Origin of the sequence: Pseudoalteromonas sp. SR45-1 (genome assembly GCF_014163655.1) — a bacterium.
Taxonomy (GTDB): Bacteria; Pseudomonadota; Gammaproteobacteria; order Enterobacterales; family Alteromonadaceae; genus Pseudoalteromonas; species Pseudoalteromonas distincta.
In genome coordinates this window covers 103103-124226 of record NZ_JACJDR010000014.1, presented here as the reverse complement: position 1 = coordinate 124226, position 21124 = coordinate 103103, and the positions used below count along the sequence as shown (strand labels likewise).

16 protein-coding genes are annotated in these 21124 nt (G+C 39.2%); 9 read left to right on the top strand and 7 right to left on the bottom strand.

All coding sequences use genetic code 11. The features are described from left to right. The first annotated feature begins 20 nt into the window (after window positions 1-20). A complete protein-coding gene (locus H5089_RS14910) occupies window positions 21-593 on the top strand; it encodes a DNA-J related domain-containing protein (protein WP_039486846.1) in 573 nt (190 codons plus the stop codon). A gap of 22 nt (window positions 594-615) precedes the next feature. Here the strand turns inward: H5089_RS14910 and dbpA are convergent, their stop codons facing one another. Beyond that, window positions 616-2004 carry an ATP-dependent RNA helicase DbpA gene (gene dbpA / locus H5089_RS14905; RefSeq protein WP_002960948.1) on the bottom strand — a complete coding sequence of 463 codons (1389 nt, stop codon included), beginning with the start codon at window positions 2002-2004 and terminating at the stop codon, window positions 616-618. 189 nt (window positions 2005-2193) lie between these two features. On the opposite strand from dbpA, the gene H5089_RS14900 reads away from it, so the two are divergent. From H5089_RS14900 to H5089_RS14890, 3 genes are all read left to right on the top strand, one after another. Then, the gene (locus tag H5089_RS14900) at window positions 2194-4272 is read left to right on the top strand and encodes a TonB-dependent siderophore receptor (protein WP_182712545.1); all 2079 of its coding nucleotides are present in this window, start codon (window positions 2194-2196) and stop codon (window positions 4270-4272) included. 180 nt (window positions 4273-4452) lie between these two features. Continuing rightward, window positions 4453-5853 carry a M20/M25/M40 family metallo-hydrolase gene (locus H5089_RS14895; protein WP_182712544.1) on the top strand — a complete coding sequence of 467 codons (1401 nt, stop codon included), beginning with the start codon at window positions 4453-4455 and terminating at the stop codon, window positions 5851-5853. An 86-nt stretch (window positions 5854-5939) separates the two neighbouring features. Beyond that, window positions 5940-6881, top strand: coding sequence for a tetratricopeptide repeat protein (locus H5089_RS14890; RefSeq protein WP_182712543.1), 942 nt, complete (start codon window positions 5940-5942; stop codon window positions 6879-6881). A gap of 44 nt (window positions 6882-6925) precedes the next feature. Here the strand turns inward: H5089_RS14890 and H5089_RS14885 are convergent, their stop codons facing one another. Beyond that, window positions 6926-7831, bottom strand: coding sequence for a DUF808 domain-containing protein (locus H5089_RS14885; RefSeq protein WP_182693858.1), 906 nt, complete (start codon window positions 7829-7831; stop codon window positions 6926-6928). A gap of 145 nt (window positions 7832-7976) precedes the next feature. Here H5089_RS14885 and H5089_RS14880 point away from each other — a divergent pair, with 145 nt between their 5' ends. The 5 genes from H5089_RS14880 (at window position 7977) to H5089_RS14860 (ending at window position 13294) form a co-directional block, all read left to right on the top strand. Further along, on the top strand, window positions 7977-8258 hold the full coding sequence (locus H5089_RS14880) for an MliC family protein (RefSeq protein ID WP_182712542.1): 282 nt from the start codon (window positions 7977-7979) through the stop codon (window positions 8256-8258). 66 nt (window positions 8259-8324) lie between these two features. Further along, window positions 8325-10355 carry a methyl-accepting chemotaxis protein gene (locus H5089_RS14875; protein ID WP_182712541.1) on the top strand — a complete coding sequence of 677 codons (2031 nt, stop codon included), beginning with the start codon at window positions 8325-8327 and terminating at the stop codon, window positions 10353-10355. Between the two features lie 71 nt (window positions 10356-10426). Continuing rightward, complete coding sequence (gene ubiD, locus H5089_RS14870; protein WP_182712540.1) at window positions 10427-11893, top strand: 4-hydroxy-3-polyprenylbenzoate decarboxylase; 1467 nt, start codon at window positions 10427-10429, stop codon at window positions 11891-11893. Between the two features lie 109 nt (window positions 11894-12002). After that, window positions 12003-12716: an NAD(P)H-flavin reductase gene (gene fre / locus H5089_RS14865; protein WP_149594663.1), complete on the top strand. Its 714-nt coding sequence runs from the start codon at window positions 12003-12005 to the stop codon at window positions 12714-12716. Between the two features lie 167 nt (window positions 12717-12883). Beyond that, on the top strand, window positions 12884-13294 hold the full coding sequence (locus H5089_RS14860; RefSeq protein ID WP_138489806.1) for a CBS domain-containing protein: 411 nt from the start codon (window positions 12884-12886) through the stop codon (window positions 13292-13294). Window positions 13295-13348: 54 nt separating this feature from the next. On the opposite strand, the gene add is transcribed toward H5089_RS14860, so the two are convergent. From add to hemC, 5 genes are all read right to left on the bottom strand, one after another. Next, window positions 13349-14350, bottom strand: a complete 1002-nt coding sequence (add, locus tag H5089_RS14855) for an adenosine deaminase (RefSeq protein ID WP_002960964.1) — start codon at window positions 14348-14350, stop codon at window positions 13349-13351. A 127-nt stretch (window positions 14351-14477) separates the two neighbouring features. After that, the gene (locus H5089_RS14850; protein ID WP_182712539.1) at window positions 14478-17165 is read right to left on the bottom strand and encodes a CHASE domain-containing protein; all 2688 of its coding nucleotides are present in this window, start codon (window positions 17163-17165) and stop codon (window positions 14478-14480) included. Between the two features lie 51 nt (window positions 17166-17216). Then, window positions 17217-18326: a heme biosynthesis HemY N-terminal domain-containing protein gene (locus H5089_RS14845; protein ID WP_182712538.1), complete on the bottom strand. Its 1110-nt coding sequence runs from the start codon at window positions 18324-18326 to the stop codon at window positions 17217-17219. Then, window positions 18323-20164, bottom strand: coding sequence for a uroporphyrinogen-III synthase (locus tag H5089_RS14840; protein ID WP_182712537.1), 1842 nt, complete (start codon window positions 20162-20164; stop codon window positions 18323-18325). Before H5089_RS14840 ends, H5089_RS14845 begins: the two co-directional genes overlap by 4 nt. Further along, window positions 20165-21103, bottom strand: a complete 939-nt coding sequence (hemC, locus tag H5089_RS14835) for a hydroxymethylbilane synthase (protein ID WP_024594617.1) — start codon at window positions 21101-21103, stop codon at window positions 20165-20167. Between the last annotated feature and the right edge of the window lie 21 nt (window positions 21104-21124).

Below are 21124 nucleotides of genomic sequence, written 5' to 3'. Positions count from 1 at the left end.
TAACTACTAGGGCCTAAACAATGCTTAACCCACTGATTGATGAGATTTTTGAGCTGATATTAACAAGGCAGGTTTGGCAAGTTCATACTTTAGCAGCAGAACTGACAAACCGCAGCGCAATAACAACACTCGATAAAAGCCCTGAACGTGATTTATTTAAACGTAACTTTTTAATTATGAATGCATTGTACCAACTGCAGGCACAATTACGCCCTCAAAGTTTACTCATTTCAACTCTGCATATCGAGCTTTTAGAAAAAGAAGATAATAGTTTAGTAACAACGAACGAAAATTTGCGAGATTATTATTTAGATTGGCGTAATTACGATACCGATGAAGAGAAAATTGATGAGCTTTTGAATAGTTTTTGGCGTCAGTTTAAAACGACATCACCACAACAAGTATTAAATGACAATGAATTTAAAGCGTTGGCTTTAGAATGGAAGTTACCCGAAAATTTCACTCTTAAAAACGTTCAAAAGCGCTGGAGACAACTTGCATTACAGATGCACCCAGATAAACCAAATGGTTGTGAAGTTAAGTTTAAAAAAATAAAATTACAATACGAGCAGCTAAAGGTAGCTGCTCGCTAATTTGTTAATTTAGCGGTTTAAATTAACGAGTAAGGCGACGAGCGCGTATTTTACGCCCTTTAATGTTGCCTTCGGTTAGTTTGCGAAGTGCTGGTTTTGATGAGTTACGTTCAACAGCAACAAATGCTACGTTATCAAGTACGTTAATTTTACCTACTTGACGACCTGCAACCCCATCCTTACCTGTTAGAGCACCAAGAATATCGCCTGCACGTACTTTTTGCTTTTTACCTGAATCAATCATCAAAGTAACCATTTCAGGTCGGTACGGCGGTTTATCTAATAAATTAAACGGCGGCATTTGTTCTGGAGTAATATCACGCTCGTAATGATCGCCAATTTGTGCAATTTTAAACGCTTCAGCTTCACCATAAATAGAACAAGCAATGCCCTTTTTACCAGCACGCCCAGTTCGGCCAACACGGTGAACATGTGTTTGCGTGTCATGTGCTAAATGGTAGTTAATAACCATATCCATGTCATCAATATCTAAACCTCGTGCAGCAACATCGGTTGCAACAAGTATTGAAGCACTTTTATTTGAAAAGTGAATTAGCGTACGTTCACGATCGCGTTGCTCTAAGTCACCGTGCAATGCAACAGCGCTGAAGCCTTCGTCAGCTAAATCATCACACACTTGTTGAGTTTCTACTTTGGTATTACAAAATACAACACAGCTTTGTGGTGTAAATTTAAGAAGTAATAACTTAAGCGTTGGATAGCGCTGCTTATTGTTATCCATTTTATAGAAGTACTGCTTAATTGTGCTTTTTGCTTGCTCTTCTTCTACTTTAACCATTTCAGGGTTTTTAAGTACACGCTTAGCAATTGCTTCAATAGCTCTTGGGAAAGTAGCACTAAATAACAATGTTTGACGATTTTGTGGAATACGCTCAATAATTGCATCAAGTGTGTCTTGAAAACCCATATCAAGCATTTGATCGGCTTCATCAAGCACCAATGTTTCCACATCATCTAAACGTAGAGTACCTTTACGAATATGGTCATCAACACGCCCTGGCGTGCCAACAATAATATGCGCACCATGTTCAAGTGAACCTATTTGCGGGCCAATTGAAACACCACCACATAACGTCAATATTTTAATGTTATGAATGCCGCGCGCTAATTTACGCATTTCAACTGCAACCTGCTCGGCAAGTTCACGAGTCGGGCACAAGACTAAAGATTGAATACGAAAGCGTTTTACGTTTAATTTAGCTAACACACCCAAGCTAAACGCAGCAGTTTTACCTGAACCGGTTTTTGCCTGAGCAATGATGTCTTTACCAGCAAGTACAGGCGGCAAACTTTGCGCTTGTACAGGTGTCATGTGGGCATAGCCAAGGGTTGATAAGTTATCAACGAGTCCAGCCGGTAAAGCCAAAGATGAAAAAGCAGTTGAAGTCACAGTAAGTTCCATAGCAATAAAATAACATGGGAGAAAGCCCCACTAATATGCAGCTTATAATAGCAGAATTCGTAATTGGCAACCATTAACAAACATATTATAAAACATGTTAATGAAAGGTGTTGAAAATGATAGTAGTTTGCATTAAGATCACGATTGTTTTTTACATACCTGCGCTGGAAGCAATTAATGAAACTGAATTCTATTTACATAGCTCTATTAGCAAGCATTACAACAAGCACATATGCAAACACTACCGACCTTGAACGCATAGAAGTAAAGGGTAGCTACTTTAACGATTACAAAGTAGATAACGCTAATGGCGCAATGAGAACATCAGCTTCATTACTTGAAACTGCACAATCTGTCACTGTAATAACCGACACTATTATTAGCGAACAGCTTGCCACTACACTTGGCGAAGTACTCACAAATGACGCAAGCTTAACTGCAGGCTCACAACAACGAAATCGTGAGGTATTTAACTTACGCGGCTTTGAGCTGAGCTCATCGACAGGTTATTTACGCGACGGTCATCAGCATTGGTCGCACTATCAGCAACCAATCGAAATTTTGCAGCAAGTTGAAGTAATTAAAGGCCCATCAAGTATTTTATATGGTCAGTCAGGCCCGGGTGGCTTGGTTAACATGGTAACTAAAAAACCTACAGCACAAACACTATTTAATGCCAGTGCCGATGTAGATCAGCATGGCTCAACCCGCTTTATGGTTGATGCTGCAGGTGCCTTGACTGAATCGGAAGATTTACGTGCTCGCGGGATTTTAGTAAAGCAAGACGTTGACTATTGGCGTGAGTACCAAAACGGTGAAAATCGTGAACGCGACCGCTTTTTAGGTGCTTTAATTGTAGATTACGATATTAGCGATAACGCATTAGTACGTGTGCATTACGACCGCACAGATGACGAAGCAGGTTTAGATACTGGCGCATGGATAGACGATAATGCTAATGTAATTGGTAGCGATAAAACAATCCGTGATATGTCTTGGGCGTTTACCGATATTACCGTAGAAAACCTAGGTGTAGACCTAGAAGTATTTTTAACCGATAACTGGCAAGTAAAACTTGGCTATAACGAACAAACGTTTGAACGTCAACGCTTTGAGTCAGCACCTCGCATGCCTAGTAGCTTTACTGAAGGTGACAGCTATGAATCTCGTCCTTACGACCGTTTTGACGATTGGCAATTTAAAACTGCATTTATTGATTTTATTGGTGAATTTAAAACAGGTAGTTTACAGCATCAGTTTTTAATTGGCGCAAACTCGCTAGATTACTACTACGGGCAACGCCGTACTTCTGCTGACTACTTTGATTTTTCTGCAGGACAAGCAGAACCATCACGCCCATCTGTAAGTTATAAAACAGATGATACAGTAAGCGAAACTGAATACGACTATTACGGTATTTACGTTCAGGACTTAATTTCGTTCTCACCACAATGGCAATTATCGCTAGGTGGCCGTTACGACAAACAAACACGAGAAGGTGCAGATAACGAGTCATTTGTACCAAAGGTAGGTGTGCTTTATCATCCAAATACTTCGGCAACTATATATGCAAGTTACTCAGAAGGTTTTGAGCCTCAAGGTAGTGAAACTCTGGTTGATGAAACCGATGTAAATAATGGCATGAAGCTAGATGCCATTACCTCAGAGCAAAGAGAGATTGGTATTAAATGGCAATTATTTGATGACCGTTTACTGCTTACAGGTGCAATTTTTGATATTAGTAAAGAAGGCACACTTGTTAGCGAACAGCTTGAGACGCCTATTGGCTCATTCACAAGTGAAACAAACCAAGTGGGTGAACAACGCCATAAAGGTGTTGAAGTAAGCGCACAAGGTGCTGCTACCGACCGCTTATTTGTTATGGCATCAACTATGTATCTAGATGCTAACTTTGAACGCGATGAAGTATTGGAAGGTAAACGCCCTACCGATGCACCAAAATGGTCGGCATCACTTTGGACTCGTTATGAATTAAACGACGCCATTGCCATTAACGCTGGCGCTTTTTACGAAGGCGAGCGCTTTGCAGATAGCGATAATACAATTACTAAAGATGCATATACACGTGTTGATGTTGGCGCCACTTATAAGTTTAACTTAAGCAATACCGATATTAATTTACGTCTTAACATCGAAAACTTATTTGATAAAAGCTATTTAGGTGGTGGCGGCACGAGTAATGTAACTGTTGGCGAGGGCACAAATCTTCGTTTAGCAGCGCAATTTAGCTTTTAAATAAATGCCTTAAATAACAGTGTTAAAAGATAGCCCGCGTACATTTACGCGGGCTTTTTTATATCTAAACTTTTATACCTAACAGCATTAAACCTATTACAAAGCCTATTCATCTCATCTATTTTTTATCATGTTTGTTACATGTTCTAATAGCGCTAATTATTAAAAAGGCTTACCCAAATGAAAAAATTAATTACCGCACTGCTGCTTACTAGCAGTATGGCTGCAAACGCTAACAACGCCGAATTTACCCAAAAGCAATTACAACAAGTCAATGAAGTGCGCACCTCTGCACTAAATAGTGATCTAAGCTATAAATTACTAGAGTCATTAACAACTGAGGTTGGCCCTCGCTTTCCTGGTACTGAAAATGATAAAAAAGCAGTGGCATGGGCTAAAGCTAAATTTAATGAGCTTGGTTTTGATAAAGTATGGCTTGAAGAAGCGACTTTTCCTGAATGGCGCCGTTATAGCGAAAGCGGAAAAATACTAACACCAAGCGAGCAACCTCTACATTTAACTGCATTAGGTAACAGTATAAGCACGCCTAAAGATGGGATCACAGCGCCAGTAGTCTTATTCGAAACACTTGATGAGTTAATTGCAGCACCTGCAAATAGCCTAAAAGGTAAAATTGCGTATATTAATTACCGCATGAACCGCGATATAGATGGGAATGGTTACGGACCTGCTGTAAAAGCACGTGGCACAGGCGCTATAGAAGCGTCTAAAAAAGGCGCTGTTGCCTACATGATGCGCTCGGTAAGTACTGGTCATCATCGTTTTGCACACACTGGCGGTAGTTACTACAAAGAAGGTGTTACAAAAATACCTAATGTAACCATTGCTAACCCAGATGCCGATCAGATTGCACGACTCATTGCTTTAGATAAAGACGTATCGGTAAATATTAATGTGCAAACCGAAAGCCTTGGTGAAGGCACAGGTTATAACGTTATTGGCCAATTTAATGGTACCGAAAACCCTGAGCAGTATGTATTAATTGGCGGGCATTTAGATTCTTGGGACTTAGGGACTGGCGCACTAGATGACGGCGCAGGCGTTGCACTAACAATGGCAGCCGCTAAACATATTAGCGATGTAAAGCGTCCTAAGCGAAGTATTCGTGTGGTACTTTTTGCAGCCGAAGAGCTAGGCCTTTGGGGTGCAAAAGCCTATTTTGCAAAGCATAAAAACGAGCTAAGCAATATTGTTGCAGCTGCTGAGTCTGATTTTGGCGCTGATGTTGTATATGCTTTTGAATCGAACGTAAGCGCAGAGTCACTTCCTGTAGTGCGTGCTATTGCAAAAGAACTTTCGCCGTTAAATATTGAGCATATTGGTAAAAACCAAGCGAATGGTGGCCCCGATCTAATTCCACTTAAAGCAGCAACGTCAGCGCCTATTTTTGAACTTGCTCAAGATGGAACAGATTACTTTGATTACCACCATACAGCTGACGATACGCTTGATAAAGTAACACCTGCTAAGCTGCGTCAAAATACCGCTGCATACGCTGTATTTGCTCTAATGGCTGCTGATGCAAAAACAACAATCAAGCCTAAAGCTCAAAATAAGTAATAACAGACATACTTACTTACAGTTTGTGGCTTTAACTAACACGCTTCTTGTTTTACCTTTAGGTAATTAAACAAGGAGCGTGCTTTATGTTACTTTTCAACACGAGTGAATCATTTCCACATTTTGCACAAACAACACGCTGCCCTCATTGTCAAAGCGACGCCTACCATTTACTAAATAAAAGCCGCTATTTACGATTTAGCATTTTACCTATGCTTGCCTTAAAATTAAGTTATAAACGCGAGTGCTATCAATGCGGAAAAAGCGAACCTGTAAAAATAACGCAACTACCGTTAATAGAAAAACTAAGCCTACCTAAATACTTTATTGGTGTATTTTTATTACTTTGGATTGTTTTATTTTTTTATCAACAGCACCTTAATAGCGAGACTCGAAAGGAAGGCTATTTAAATGCGCCTAAAATATATGATACCTACTTAGTACACGCCGACAAATTTACACACGAGCCCTGGACCCTAACCAATTTAAGAATTGCTCAAGTTTTAAATTTTGACGAACAATTTATTACCTTTCAGATAAGCAACTACAGCTATAAACGTAATAATAGTATTACTTTGGCAATGCGTACTAGCCAGCTAATTCAAGACAATTACTTTTCCACTAAAACAATCACCCTCCCTCGTGATGAAGTAAAGCGTTTGTATAAAGACGAAGCTATTTACGACGTACTGCGCCCTTATGCCAACATCCTTTATGGTGGGTTTGTGATGCATCCTCCCAAACCTAAGCCACTATATAAAGGCTTAAAGCTCGATAAAAACAATCAACAAGGCATTATTTATTTTAAAGATGGTTTGTTTGTTGAAGCATTTAATAGCTTTAAACAAGCTGCTGAAGCGGGCTCTCAATGGGGGCAATTAAATTTAGCGCAAATGTATCGTGATGGTCAGGGAATAGATCAGGATCAACAGCAAGCTATTTATTGGTATAAAAAGGCCATTGAGCAAAAAAATACTAAAGCACAATTTGAATTGGAATCTCTTTGTAAAATAGCTAGCTGTGAATGAGTGAATTTCAATATAGCTGGCGCAACAAGTACGCCAGCTTGGAATTATTTTTTAAATAACTTTGTATAACCTACATGTATAAGCACGACAACTAAGCCAGCAATCACGCCTAGCAAACCATCAAACAATAGAGGAGCTAATACTTCTCCTGTACCGCCAGCAACAGATTGGGCATAGTTTGTTACATCGACTTGAGTATGATGCAGTAACTCAACACCATGTACTAAAATCCCGCCACCTACTAAAAACATCGCGATGGTGCCCGCAAATGCTAAAAACTGCATCAACCTAGGCGCTGCTGCGAGTAAGCCTTTCCCAAGTAATTCTTTAAATTTATTAGCTGTTACCTTTGATTGGTTGAGTAAATAAAGCCCGGCATCATCCAGCTTTACAATACCGGCCACTAAGCCATAAACGCCAATCGTCATTATAATTGCGATAACACAAAGCACTAAAGCTTGGTTAAGTAATGTAGCGCCTGCCACAGTGCCTAAAGTAATAACAATAATTTCGGCAGAAAGAATAAAGTCGGTTCTTATTGCCCCTTTTATTTTTTGTTTTTCATACTCAACTAAATCTAATTTTTCATCTTCATCTACCACTTCATTGTGATGAGGCAAAAACTTAGCAAATACTTTTTCAGCTCCCTCAAAACATAAAAACAAACCACCCATCATTAAAAGCGGTGTTATTAACCAAGGCAGCCATACGCTTATTAATAAAGCAGCGGGTACGAGTATCGCTTTATTTAAAAATGAGCCCTTTGCCACAGCCCAAACAACCGGTAATTCACGCTCTGCAGCTACACCTGTAACCTGCTGTGCATTGAGCGCTAAGTCATCGCCTAATACACCTGCTGTTTTTTTTGTTGCTACCTTACTCATTGTCGCAATGTCATCAAGTAAAGTGGTTATATCATCTAATAACGTTAAAAGGTTAGTGCCTGCCATAAAGCTTCCGAGCTCAAAAAATATTGCTATAAACATAACTTAAAGCGCTACTTTCACCAACGGTTAATTTTGCTTTGTTATTCTTACATTAGATTAAAATTTTGCCCTGTGTTTTAACTAACGTTTAAAGAAGATGGGAGGAAAAATGAAAGTATATTTAGCATTAATCGCTATTTTACTAAGCTTAACCGCATGTAGTGATTTAAAAACCAGTACTGCTTACCAATGCGATGATAAGAGCGTAAAACTCAATATTATTAATAATTCTGAAGCCGAACTTATCTTTAACAATAAAGTGCATGTACTTAATCACGAAAAAAGTGCATCAGGGAATAAATATATAAGTGAAGAGGTACTGTTTTGGGGTAAGGGTAATGAAGCCATGTTAATCATTGCTGGTAAAAAAAGACAGTGCACCAAGGTTTAACATAAAAACAACCAATAAATTACAATAATGCTACAATAATTAAAGACCCATTATTGTGATGAAGTTATGCGTTCAATTGCGATCAAACATAAAATAATTTTAGCCTTTACAGCCATTGGCATATTGGTGCTAACAAGTAGTGTATTTTTTTATTGGTCATTAAACAAAATTAGCGTTAACAATACCCGAACCGAAAAATTAGCGGTTCCGGTACAACAGTTCAGCAAAGATTTAAGGCTATCATTACTGTCTATTACCAAATTTAACGCCTTAGCTTACAGCCAAGCAAACCTTGATTTACTTCAACAAAATAAAAAACAGGCGCAAGTTGAGCAACAACAATTTAGCGATATGCTCAATTTGTTAAGCACTCAACTAAATCAACAAATAACAATGCAAAATTTACTCACCAGTACCAACGCAGGTTTCGAGCAACTGACTGAAGTAAGTGTCGCAATGTTTAGCGCTAAAGAGCGTAAGTTTGTAGCGCAAAATTCCACCATAGAATTATCAGCAACGTTTAACGAGCAACTTTACAATTTAAGTTCTAACTTACTTGATATAGAACTTTTAGAAGTGCCTGTAAAACAGCAGGCGTTACTTAATGCTATGTTTGGAACAGCGACCCGTATAGACGATTTATTGTTTAACTTAAGCAATAATATAAAAAGCATTACTCAAACTACCACTATCAATGATTTAAATAGCCATCAGCAAGATACCCTATTTCTACTAGATAACATCCAACCTAATTTCACCTATTTAGAGCAACAAGCGCTACCTTTTAATAATGCGTTTAATGCTAAAAATTTAACGGCTAAGTTTAATCAATTAAGAGAGTTACTTAACAACGATACAGGAATTTATGCCCAACAAAATAAAGTACTCAAAAGTGCTATTGCTGCGGCTCAAAATTTTGAACACTTTCAACAGCAATTTATAACAACAGAAGATCAGCTTATTGAACTTAATAAATTGGCTGATGAGCGCTTTAATTCCTTACAAACTAATGCAAAGGCCGCCATAAATACAGGGATTAGTTCTGTAGTAATTATTACGATTGTTTTAATTATATTGATTATCGCTATCTCTATTTTTACAACTCGCGCAATGCTAAAACCGCTTAAAAAAGTAAACCGCGATTTAGCCCGAATCGCCTCAGGTGATTTATCAAAGCGAAGCCACCCACGTAGTAAGGATGAATTTGGTACTTTGCTAAATAACATAAATAAACTCAGTGAAGACCTTACTAACCTAATTGGTGCGATTAGTAGTGACGCCCACGAGCTAGACCGCAGCGCTATTAAAACCAGTGAAAAAGGTCAGCAAATGACGGTTGTTGCACAACAGCAGTTAGAGCGAAGCGCGCAGGCAACATCGCTTGCACACAATATGCTAACCAACTCACAAGCGGTTTATGAGCAAGCAGATAAAACGTCAAGTGAAATAACAAACGCATCGCAATTTGCAAATGATGTAAACGAGATTGCTAATCAAAATAGTCTAAGTATAGAAACTTTATTGCAGCGTCTTGATAAAGCAGTAGGCAGCACAGAAGAGCTCGCACAGTACACTCAGCTTATTGAAGCCATTGTTGAAACAATTAGTAGCATTGCCGAGCAGACTAACTTACTTGCACTTAATGCTGCAATTGAAGCAGCGCGAGCGGGTGAAAACGGACGCGGGTTTGCTGTAGTTGCTGATGAGGTTCGATCATTAGCTGCACGTACACAAACCTCGACTAGCGAAATAAACACCATGATCCAAACATTGCAACAACACACTAAAACAACTCAAGAACACATTACTGATGGCCAACACCAAGCCAAGCAATGTGTTAAAAACAGCACTGAACTAAATAAAGCCGTAGAGCGTATTAAAAGCACATTGTTGTCTGTTAATCAGATGAGTGAGCAAATTGCTCATGCATCACATGAGCAATTGACTAACAGTGGCGACATTCAACAAATAATGGCAAAGGTGACAGAGCAAGCAACCTTGAATGCCCAAAACGCGACAACCCTAGCAAGCGAAAGTGAAGACGTAAACCAACTTGCACACTCTTTAACGAGTGCCGTAGAGCGCTTTAAGTTTTAAGTGCAAGTAATGACTTGCCTTGCATGAAATGGGTATAATACTTTAACTCTTTTGCTTAATAGCGGCCCACAATGAAATATAAAGATCTACGTGATTTTATCGATTTGCTTGAAAAAAAAGGCGAACTTAAACGTATCACCCAAGAAATCGACCCGTATCTTGAAATGACCGAAATATCTGATCGCACATTGCGTGCAAAAGGCCCTGCGTTATTATTTGAAAACCCAAAAGGCTACGATATGCCGGTACTTACCAACTTATTTGGTACACCAAAACGCGTAGCAATGGGCATGGGCCAAACAGATGTTAGCGAGCTTCGCGAAGTGGGTAAGCTACTCGCTTTTTTAAAAGAACCTGATCCACCAAAGGGTATTAAAGAAGCTCTAGGCGCTATACCTATTTTTAAGCAAGTGCTTAATATGCCTGCAAAAGAAGTAAAAAAAGCGCCTTGCCAACAAGTAGTTTTAGAAGGTGATGATGTAGATTTAACTAAATTACCTATTCAGCATTGCTGGCCAGGTGATGCAGCGCCATTAATCACATGGGGCCTTACCGTTACTAAAGGGCCTTATAAAAAGCGCCAAAATTTAGGTATTTATCGCCAGCAATTATTAGGCAAAAATAAAATAATTATGCGCTGGTTGTCACATCGTGGTGGCGCGCTTGATTTTCAAGAATGGTGCAAAGAAAACCCAGGGCAACCCTACCCTGTATCGGTAGCATTAGGTGCCGATCCTGCCACTATATTAGGTGCCGTAACGCCTGTACCTGACACTCTAAGCGAATATGCATTCGCTGGCTTATTACGTGGCAGCAGAACCGAAGTTGTAAAATCTATTTCAAATGACCTACAAGTCCCTGCCAGTGCAGAAATAGTACTTGAAGGTTACATAATGCCTGGTGAAATGGCGCCAGAAGGCCCTTATGGTGACCATACCGGTTACTATAATGAAGTCGATGACTTTCCAGTAATGACGGTCACTCATTTAACGCATCGTAAAGAACCTATTTATCACAGCACATTTACTGGCCGTCCGCCTGATGAGCCTGCTATTTTAGGTGTGGCACTTAATGAAGTGTTTGTGCCGATACTACAAAAGCAATTCCCTGAAATTGTCGACTTTTACCTTCCGCCTGAAGGGTGCTCATATCGTATGGCGATTGTAACAATGAAAAAACAATATCCAGGCCATGCAAAGCGCGTGATGATGGGAGTTTGGTCGTTCTTACGTCAGTTTATGTACACCAAATTTGTAATCGTCTGCGATGACGATGTTAACGCCCGCGATTGGGAAGATGTTATTTGGGCTATAACAACCCGAATGGATCCAGCGCGTGATACAACATTAATAGAAAACACACCTATTGATTATCTCGATTTTGCATCACCAGTCTCAGGTCTTGGTTCAAAAATGGGAATGGATGCTACCAATAAATGGCCTGGCGAAACCACCCGCGAATGGGGCGAGCCTATTGTTATGGATAAAGACACCAAAGACCGTGTAGATGATATTTGGGAAAGCCTTAATATTGTTTAAGTGTTTATATGTAAGTACATATCAGGCTATAAAATAACCCTGCAGATATGCTAGAATCGAGCTATTCGATTGCGTATCTGCTGTTACAAGCGCTGCTAAAAGGTAAAAAATGCAAACATTAAAAGCTGAAGTTGTAGCTATCAGCCCACTTACAGAATTTGTTCATAAAGTAATTTTAAAGCCACAACAACCTGTGACCTTTGAAGCTGGCCAATACATGCAACTCGTATTAGGCGAAAAAGACAAACGTGCTTTTTCTATAGCTAGTCGCCCTTCACAGTGCGATGCAATAGAACTGCATATTGGCGCCTCAGGTGCCGATTCGTATGCAATGCAATCGTTAGAGCATTTACGAAACGCCCATACCACAGGGCAGTTAGTAGACATTGAAGCTGGCTTGGGTATTTCACAGTTGCGCCTGCAATGTGAGCGCCCTATTATTTTACTCGCCGGTGGTACTGGTTTTTCATACGCAAAATCAATGGCTGATCATTTAGCTGAAATAAAATGCGACCGTCCTGTGTTGTTTTACTGGGGCGTAAAAGAAGAATCTGCTTTATACGCACACACAGAAATGCAAGCATGGGCAGATAGCCATGAGAACTTTAAGTTTATTCCTGTAGTAGAAAATCCATCTGCTAATTGGCAAGGACACACTGGCTACGTACACAAAGCAGTAATGCAAGATATTGTGTCACTAGAACCATACGATATTTATATGGCAGGTCGTTTTGACATGATAGGTATTGTCCGTGATGACTTTATTACTCATGGTGCAATTCGTGAAAACATGTACGCAGATGCATTCGCATTTATCAAATAATTGAAATTTACTTTCAGTTATAAATAAAGGCACCTAATCGGTGCCTTTATTTTTATAACAATAAATATTTAATAGTTAAAACCTATCAACTCCATCAATATAAACAATTTCCTAAATCCCTATCTATAAACCATACTTTGTATAGAACATCAGCGGGAGAGACCCAAATGCTAAATACAAAAGTAAAAGATTTTATGCAACGCAAGTTGCCAAATATCACACCAGATACAGAAATGACGACAGCCATAGCAGAACTACAAAAATTTAAACTACTTGGCGCACCAGTATTTGATAAAGATAAATGCTTAGTTGGATTTATATCAGAGCAAGAGCTGTTACAACCACTTACGCAAAGCAGTTATTTTTGTGATGGGATGGTTAAAGTATCGCAGCTTATGCAAACAGAGGTAGTGACCGTCAGCGGCGATACCAACATTATTGAGCTTGCACAGCAGATGCAGCCTGGTAAACCAAAAAACTACCCTGTTGTAGAGGGCATTAAAGTAATCGGTATGATCAGCCGAGCAGATGTACTTAAAGCACTTTACGATAATTACATAAGCTGCCAAACACACTAAATTGCAGATACAAAAATGCCGCTTATATAAAGCGGCATTTTTAATGCTCTTACATTAACGTGCGCTAACGAGTGCTAAAAGTTCTTTTTTATCGCCATCGCTTAAAAATGCTATTTCTAACGCATTTTTTTGGGCTTTTTCCATATCAGCTTGAGATAAGCCTGCTTTAGGTGCAGCAACGGTATATTCATACTCAATTTCAATACCTTCAACCGCAGGATCATCAGTATTAATACACGCTAAAATACCATGATCTAAAAACTGTTTAAGTGGGTGCTTAGTTAAATCGTTTACTGTACTGGTTTGAATATTACTTGTTAAGCATGACTCAATACCAATACGGTTATCGCGTAAATAATCCATTAGTTTTGGATCTTCAATTGCTTTAACGCCATGCCCTATTCTGCTCGCACCCAACTCATTAATTGCTTGCCAAATACTTGGAGCACCAAGTGCTTCTCCAGCATGAATAGTCGAAGCTAAATACGCATTTCGTACTTGTTTAAAGTGCTCTACAAACAACTCACCCGGGAAGCCAATTTCGTCACCGGCTAAATCAACAGCGACTAAATCATTTTTAAATGCGAGTAATGCATCAAGCTCTTTTTGACACGTTTTTACGCCATAAGTACGCGATAAAATACCAATCAAGTTAGCTTTTATATTTGCGCCCTTTGTTGCTGATTTAATACCATCAACAACTGCCTCTACAACGCCTTCTGGGTGTAAACCTTGGCTTTGTGCCATGTAGTAAGGGCTAAATCGAAGCTCCACATAATCAAGACCTTGTGCTTGTGCATCTTCAATGTTTTCAATTGCGATACGTCTACACGCATCGTAGTCGCCAAGCACAGTAACTCCCCAATCTAACTTTTGTAAAAAAGCCATGAGGTTTGGTTCAGGATCAATAACTTGAACATGAGGGATTAATGCTTCAACGTTATCTGCAGGTAGCTCTATATTAAACTGTCGACCAAGTTCTAATATGGTTTGCGCACGTACATTACCGTCTAAATGGCGGTGAATATCTAGCAAAGGTAATTTTCTATTGATCATAATAGCAACCCAGTTTAGTTAAATTTGCGCGCATGATACGCAGATACAGTTATTTTTCAAGTCTATATGATTTGCGGTAAGTTTTAGCGGTCATATGTCTGCTTTTTGTGCAAAAAAATGATATAGCCTATTTTCCTGATAAGTGATGCCAAAGAGTTTTAAAAAGCGTATTTGCATCAATAGGTTTGGTAATATAGCCATTCATTCCACAGGCTAGTGCCTTTTTAACGTCCTCGTCATGGGCGTTCGCCGATAGCCCTATTATGGGTAAATCAATTAACTCTAAATCACGACGAATTACTTTTGTTGCTTTGAGTCCATCCATTTTTGGCATTTGAATATCCATAAGAACAATGTCATAGCTATTTTCGGCTAGCTTTTCTATGGCTTCAAAACCATCGTTAGCAATGTCGGCAATACAGCCTTTCGTTTTTAAAATAGCATTAGCAACATGCTGATTAAGTGGATTATCTTCTACTAAAAGTAATTTATAGCCTGTAAATGATAATGTACTTACGTCTATTTCGTTGTATTGCTGCTGAATTTGCTCTGCCTTTGGTAAAGGCGATATTAGCGGCAAACTAAATGTAAATGTAGAGCCTTTACCTTCATAACTAACTAAATCAATTGCACCACCCATTAACTCAACCAGTTTTTTGCAAATACTTAACCCTAAGCCTGTACCACCATATTGGCGTGAGGTTGAGCTATCAGCTTGTGCAAACGGTTTAAACAATTGTTTTTGTGCTTCGCTACTAATACCAATACCCGTATCGTTAATACTAAAATAAGTCATTTTTTTCGATTGCCAAATTTTCAGAGTGATTTCACCTTCCCCTGTAAATTTAACCGCATTATTGAGCAGGTTCAGCAGCACTTGTTTTAAGCGGATTGGATCGGTATTAATGACCAAATTTGATGTTTTATCAAAATCGAGACTTAACTTTATTGATTTAATATCAGCCTCAAATTGAAGTAAATTAAGCATTTCATCAGCTAAACTCGCTACATTAATAGGCTCTTGCATTAAGTCTAGCTTGCCTGCTTCCATTTTTGAAAAGTCGAGCACATCGTTTAATACCCTCAGTAAAACACCAAGTGCCCCATCTGCTTGCTCTATGTAACTTCTAGCTTGTTGCCAATCGTTTTGCTGGAGCGCTAAATAATGCAGCCCTTTTATACCGTTAATAGGGGTGCGGACTTCGTGGCTCATGTTTGCTAAAAACTGCCCCTTTATATGACTCGCTTCATCTGCTTTTTGTTTTTCTTTGCGTAGTGTATGTGTTTGCTTGGCCACTTGTTCGCGAATTTGTATGTTTGTACCAGTAACTGAAATCAAAAATGTAATCAGTAACCACACAAACAACATACCTACTATTTGTGCAAGCCAATATACTAACCAAGACGTTCTAACTATTGGCTCATATAACTCAACCTGCCACATGCGTTTGCCAATCAACAATTGATATTCTTTAAATAGCGCTTGCGAATTAGCGGTATCTGCAATATAAATTGCCTGCTTTTTCCCTGATACCGTTGTATCAAAAAAACTAGCTGAAATTGAGTTGTTGTGATCAAATAATAGTGTTTGCGATAAGCGTTTCAGACTGACTATCGCTGCCACAAAGCCTTGAAAATCATCTTCGGTAGAGGACTCTCTAAAAACAGGATATAAAAAAAGCACACCGTGTTCGGCTGTATTTTGGACCAAGTTAATTGGCTCACTTAGTGCAAGTTCATTAAGCTCTTTCGCTTTGCTAAGCGCTGCACCTCTTACTTTACTAGAAGCTAAATCAAACCCTAAAACATCTTCATTACCTTTTAAGGGATATACGTACTTTACTGGAAAGTAATTACTACGCGTACCTGCTGGTTGCCAAGCTCCATCTAGTGACTTTTCTTTTATATATAGAGGTTTGCCTGTGGCTGGATTTTCATGTGTTTCAAAATCTGCGAGTTTATTTGCTGGTATATAAGGTATCCATTCAAAAGCCAGAATTTCTTGGCTGTAGCCCAACTGCTTTGAAGTAAATTGTTTAAACTCTTTAAAATCCACGTCACTACTACTAGCAAAATATGTAGCTAATAAGCCTAAATGAGCAGTAATACCATCGAGCTTTTGGCTTATAGCATTTTGCACAGAAAGTATTTTGGCTTCTTGCTTTTGAATATCTTTTTCTTTTTTAACACTAGCAGCGCCATAAAAACTAACGCTGATCAGTATGTAAATTAATAGCGAGGGTAAAATTACCAGCATACGGTGGCGTACTTGTGTGTAATTAAAAGCGGCGAGTACTAAAGGTGTAAATATAAGTACGCCAATACTGTCGCCAATCCACCATGCTATAAAGTTATCAAAAATAGCATTGGTCGGAATCACATTATTCAATGCTAATAAACTTGTTCCTACACCTGCAGCAATAACACAACATATTGGCCCCGCTACTATTAAGCTTTGAACACTGTGTTTTAAAGAAGATAAATCCAACGGCGCTTTTATAACATTCACTATAATTTGTCGGCCAATCCAAGCCTGTAAAACAGAGGCTAAAGTAATGCCTATAGCTTGTAAAAGCACAATAAAATGAAAAATATCTACGGTGCGTTCAAGGTGAATTAAGTTAGTACAAAAAGCCCCAATAATAAGGCCAATAAATGACTTACGTCCCCAAATTAAAAAGCTCGCTAAAGCAATTCCTGAGGGCGGCCAGGAGGCGACCGCATAGCCATCTACAGAAAGAAGTGAGTTGCTAAAGTATCCTGTAAAGAAGTAAGCACAAGCCAAGCTAAGGGTTAATATTAAAAACTTTCTCAAAGCTTGTGCTCCTGAACTACAAAAAATGCTAAGTAGTTATAGTGTAGTCATTTATTGATATAAAACGAGCGCCTTTTCTGCCTGTGCACTATTTTTATAACTCAACACAGCTTGTTCAGAGAACTGTTTTTTATTTTCACTATTCAGTGCTTTATCAAAAATTCTAGCTGCTAAGTCATAATCACCCTTAGCATTAGCAAGGCAAGCTAGCGCAAGTAATAGTGAATTATTTGAATCATCCTTCTTAAGCCGTTCTTGAATACTTATTTGCAACTTAGCTGCATCGGCTGCTGTTGCTTTACTTAATATATTGGCAAGCTCTAAGTGTTGCTCATTGTGCTTAACCATTTTAATTAAGTCACTTTCAATAACAGCCAATTGACCTGCTTGCGCCATTTGCATTAAATATGCGGTGTGGGCATGAGCTTGCAGCTTTTTAGGCAGCTGTTTATATTTTTCACTCAGCTTGTCTGCATCTAACGCACTAAAATAAGCACTAAATAACTGCGTCCACTGTGCATCAGTAAGTGCTTTTTTGCGCAGTAAACGCGGCAAAAAGTCTTCCAGCGCACTAAAGTGTTGTTGCTGTACTAATACTTCTGCATAAAGTTTTAACTCAAGTGCGGTGGCTTTTTTAGCTTCTGCGCTAATACGCATTTGTGATTCAATCGCGCTACTATCGCCACTTGCCAACCATAGCTTTGCTACTTTTAATTGATGCTCTGGGCTTATTTCAAATAAACGCTCAAGTGCTTTATCTGTTTGATTATTAGCAAGCGCTGCTTTTGCAAGTAATGCTAAGCGAATATCTTCAAACTTATCTGGTACGCTATTACCCGATAAAGCCTGTTCTACGTGCTCGTAATCATCATTAATAGCACTCCAAAGAGCCTGCTCAATAGCTGCTTGTTTGCGCTCTTGGCTACGTGCAAAAAAGCCATGCTTAGTATTATGATAAATCGATAATAAATAACGAATTAACTTATATGTTAAATATAAAACAACAGCGGTAATGACTGCCATTATACAAAACGATACTATCGTGCCTTCTATCGTCGTATTGTTAAATGAAATAAGTACATAACCTTTTTCATCTAGAACGAATGGAGTAACCGCTAGTACAACAACAATAGCTACAATTAAAATAATTAGCCCCATCATTGCGCCCACTCCTTAACCTTTTGTGTACTGTTTAAGGTTACTTTTGGATTAAAGTTAAGCTGCTCTTTTTCAAGTTTAGACAACGCTTTAAGTACCGTTTTAGTTGTATCATCGTCTTGCTTAAAGTACTCACCAACTAAACGTTTTGCTTCACTTAAGGCGCTAAAGAAAATACTCGCCTGCTTACTCATAAGTGCATCTTGTGCCTGAGTTATATTAAGCTTGATTCGTTGATTTATTAAATGGCGCTCTTGATCCGTCAGTAATGGCTCAATGGAAACACCCTCGTGCTGACGAATAGTAATAAAGCTATCCACAATTTTATTCCAGCTATTACTCAAGTTTTGCTGCCAATCACTCACGTCACCACTTAAAGCATTTTCATCTATTGTAGCCGCTTCTTCTGGTAAATTAACTGCATTAAAAACTAAGTCATCAATACTGCTTAGTACGCTGTTTAGCTGTAAATAAATAGCCTCTGTTGCAACAGGTTTAAGGCTATCAAGTGTTTGTATGTCTTGCATAATCGCTTGGCGAACTTCAACTGTTCCTGGATGCTCACTAAGTAATCCATCTAAGCGCTTTAAAACAGCACTAGTGCCTTGGTAGTCTTTTTCAGCCCATAGTTTAAACTCAGCCATACGCTGTAAGCTGGTTACTTCTTGCGGGTTTAACGATGAGCCTTGTTGCTGCGCCTTTTGCAAAGCCGCTTTTAGTTCTTGCTGATTTTGAACTGCACTTTCATTTAGGGCTGCGGCAACTTTTTCTTCACTATTAAACAGCGCTTGTTGCAAATTAGATTGCGCCGATTTAAGTGCTTGCAGCTCCTGGGTGAGTAACTTATTTTGCTCGCTTAACTCATTAACGGCTAGGTTTTGCGCCTTACCAGCATTTAATTTTTGATAAAACTCGTATCCAACACCAGAGGCCACAATTAACGAAATAAGAAGCGCAAGTACTGCAACCTTACTTATTTTTTGTTTACTTTTGTCTGCCGTATTTTTTGTAGCTGTAGGCTCTTGCTTAGTTGATTTAGCAGAGGTCGTGTTAGCTATTGTTGGTGTGGCTTTTTCTGCCGTTACTGGCTTTGACTGTTCGCTCATGTTGCTACCTTGCTGATTTATGCAGGTAAACATAGCATTATCGCTAGCCCCTGCTGCAATGTGTATATTAGCCGAACTTACCTGTTGCAGCTTTAAATAAGCGGCTATACGCTCGCTAGCAACATAAAATCGGCACTGTTGTAACCATTGTAGTTGGTGTGCAGTAAGGCTTTTAAATATAGCATCAACTGCTGCATTACTTGTTATGACTATACCGTGTACATTCTGGCTTTTCCAGTGGTCTGTCCAGTTAGGGGTGATACTCTCTGTCGGTTCACGTTTGTACACAACACAATTATTTAAAAAAGCACCGCGCTCTTTGAGCGTTTTAGCTAACTCAGGGCGGCCACCTTGGCCCTTAACTAATACTATATTACTGCCATCCACCTCGGCGAGTGATTTAAGGGCAAGTAACCCTTCTGAATCATACTGCTTTGGTACTGCTGCGCGCATACCAAATTGCTCATATATAACATCGGCTGTTTGTTGTCCAACCGCATAAAACTGCGCTTTGGTATTTATATCTGGTTTTAATTGCGAAAGTGCACTGACTGCATCTTGTGATATAAATATTATTTTATCTGCATTTAATAGCGGACTAAGCTCAGTGCTGGAGGGTGTTAAATGCGTTATTTTTAATACCGGAAATAAAGACGCCTGATAACCCGCTTGCTCAAGTTGCTGTGCAAGGGCTGCGCCTTTTCCTTCGGGCCGAGTTATCAGAATATGTGTCATTTATGCGTCTCTATAAACTTCAGCTAATATTTTGTCTGCACCTTGAGCTAGTAATTTTTTAGCAAGCTCAATACCTAGTTTTTCTGCGTCATTTACATGGCCTGTTACTTCGTCACGTAAAATTTCGCTGCCATCAACAGCACCAACTAAACCACGTAAATGCACTTGTTCGCCATCAACCAATGCATAAGCACCAATAGGAACTTGGCAACCACCTTCTAAATAGCGATTCATCGAACGCTCTGCATTTACGCGAATACGTGTTTGTGTATGCTCAAGTGGTGCAAGTAATGCTTTGGTTACTTCATCATCAATACGACATTCAATACCTACAGCGCCTTGACCATTTGCTGGTAATGACACTTCTGGCTCAATGTAGTCAGCAATACGCGACTCCATTTCTAAACGAATAAGCCCTGCAGCCGCTAAAATAATAGCATCATATTGGCCGTCATCTAATTTACCTAAACGCGTATTTACATTGCCGCGTAAATCACGAATATCTAAATCAGGGCGAAGTGCCTTAATTTGGCACTGGCGGCGTAGGCTCGAAGTACCAACAATAGCGCCTTGTGGTAGCTCACTTAAATTAGCAAAATTGTTTGATACAAACGCATCGCGTGGATCCTCACGCTCACAAATAGTATGCAGTGCTAGCCCTTGAGGAAACTCTACTGGCACATCTTTCATAGAATGTACGGCAATGTCAGCTCGGCCATCTAACATTGCTTGCTCTAGTTCTTTAACAAATAAGCCTTTACCGCCAATTTTAGCCAATGGCGTATCTAAAATTATATCCCCTTGCGTCGACATTGGGACTAATTCTACGCGCACATCTGCATGAAAACGCTCAAGCTCTGCTTTTACAAATTCGGCCTGCCAAAGTGCTAGAGCGCTTTTGCGCGTTGCGATGCGTACTAATTTTGTTTTTTCTGTCATAGGGGTATCCAATTAATTACT

What these genes read in the sequence shown, in the direction of transcription:
- H5089_RS14845 (WP_182712538.1), bottom strand. Translation starts at nt 18,326, where the DNA reads ATGATGGGGCTAATTATTTTAATTGTAGCTATTGTTGTTGTACTAGCG.
- H5089_RS14840 (WP_182712537.1), bottom strand. Translation starts at nt 20,164, where the DNA reads ATGACACATATTCTGATAACTCGGCCCGAAGGAAAAGGCGCAGCCCTT.
- H5089_RS14900 (WP_182712545.1), top strand. Translation starts at nt 2,194, where the DNA reads ATGAAACTGAATTCTATTTACATAGCTCTATTAGCAAGCATTACAACA.
- ubiD (WP_182712540.1), top strand. Translation starts at nt 10,427, where the DNA reads ATGAAATATAAAGATCTACGTGATTTTATCGATTTGCTTGAAAAAAAA.
- H5089_RS14860 (WP_138489806.1), top strand. Translation starts at nt 12,884, where the DNA reads ATGCTAAATACAAAAGTAAAAGATTTTATGCAACGCAAGTTGCCAAAT.
- H5089_RS14875 (WP_182712541.1), top strand. Translation starts at nt 8,325, where the DNA reads ATGCGTTCAATTGCGATCAAACATAAAATAATTTTAGCCTTTACAGCC.
- H5089_RS14895 (WP_182712544.1), top strand. Translation starts at nt 4,453, where the DNA reads ATGAAAAAATTAATTACCGCACTGCTGCTTACTAGCAGTATGGCTGCA.
- hemC (WP_024594617.1), bottom strand. Translation starts at nt 21,103, where the DNA reads ATGACAGAAAAAACAAAATTAGTACGCATCGCAACGCGCAAAAGCGCT.
- H5089_RS14910 (WP_039486846.1), top strand. Translation starts at nt 21, where the DNA reads ATGCTTAACCCACTGATTGATGAGATTTTTGAGCTGATATTAACAAGG.
- fre (WP_149594663.1), top strand. Translation starts at nt 12,003, where the DNA reads ATGCAAACATTAAAAGCTGAAGTTGTAGCTATCAGCCCACTTACAGAA.
- H5089_RS14885 (WP_182693858.1), bottom strand. Translation starts at nt 7,831, where the DNA reads ATGGCAGGCACTAACCTTTTAACGTTATTAGATGATATAACCACTTTA.
- H5089_RS14880 (WP_182712542.1), top strand. Translation starts at nt 7,977, where the DNA reads ATGAAAGTATATTTAGCATTAATCGCTATTTTACTAAGCTTAACCGCA.
- H5089_RS14890 (WP_182712543.1), top strand. Translation starts at nt 5,940, where the DNA reads ATGTTACTTTTCAACACGAGTGAATCATTTCCACATTTTGCACAAACA.
- add (WP_002960964.1), bottom strand. Translation starts at nt 14,350, where the DNA reads ATGATCAATAGAAAATTACCTTTGCTAGATATTCACCGCCATTTAGAC.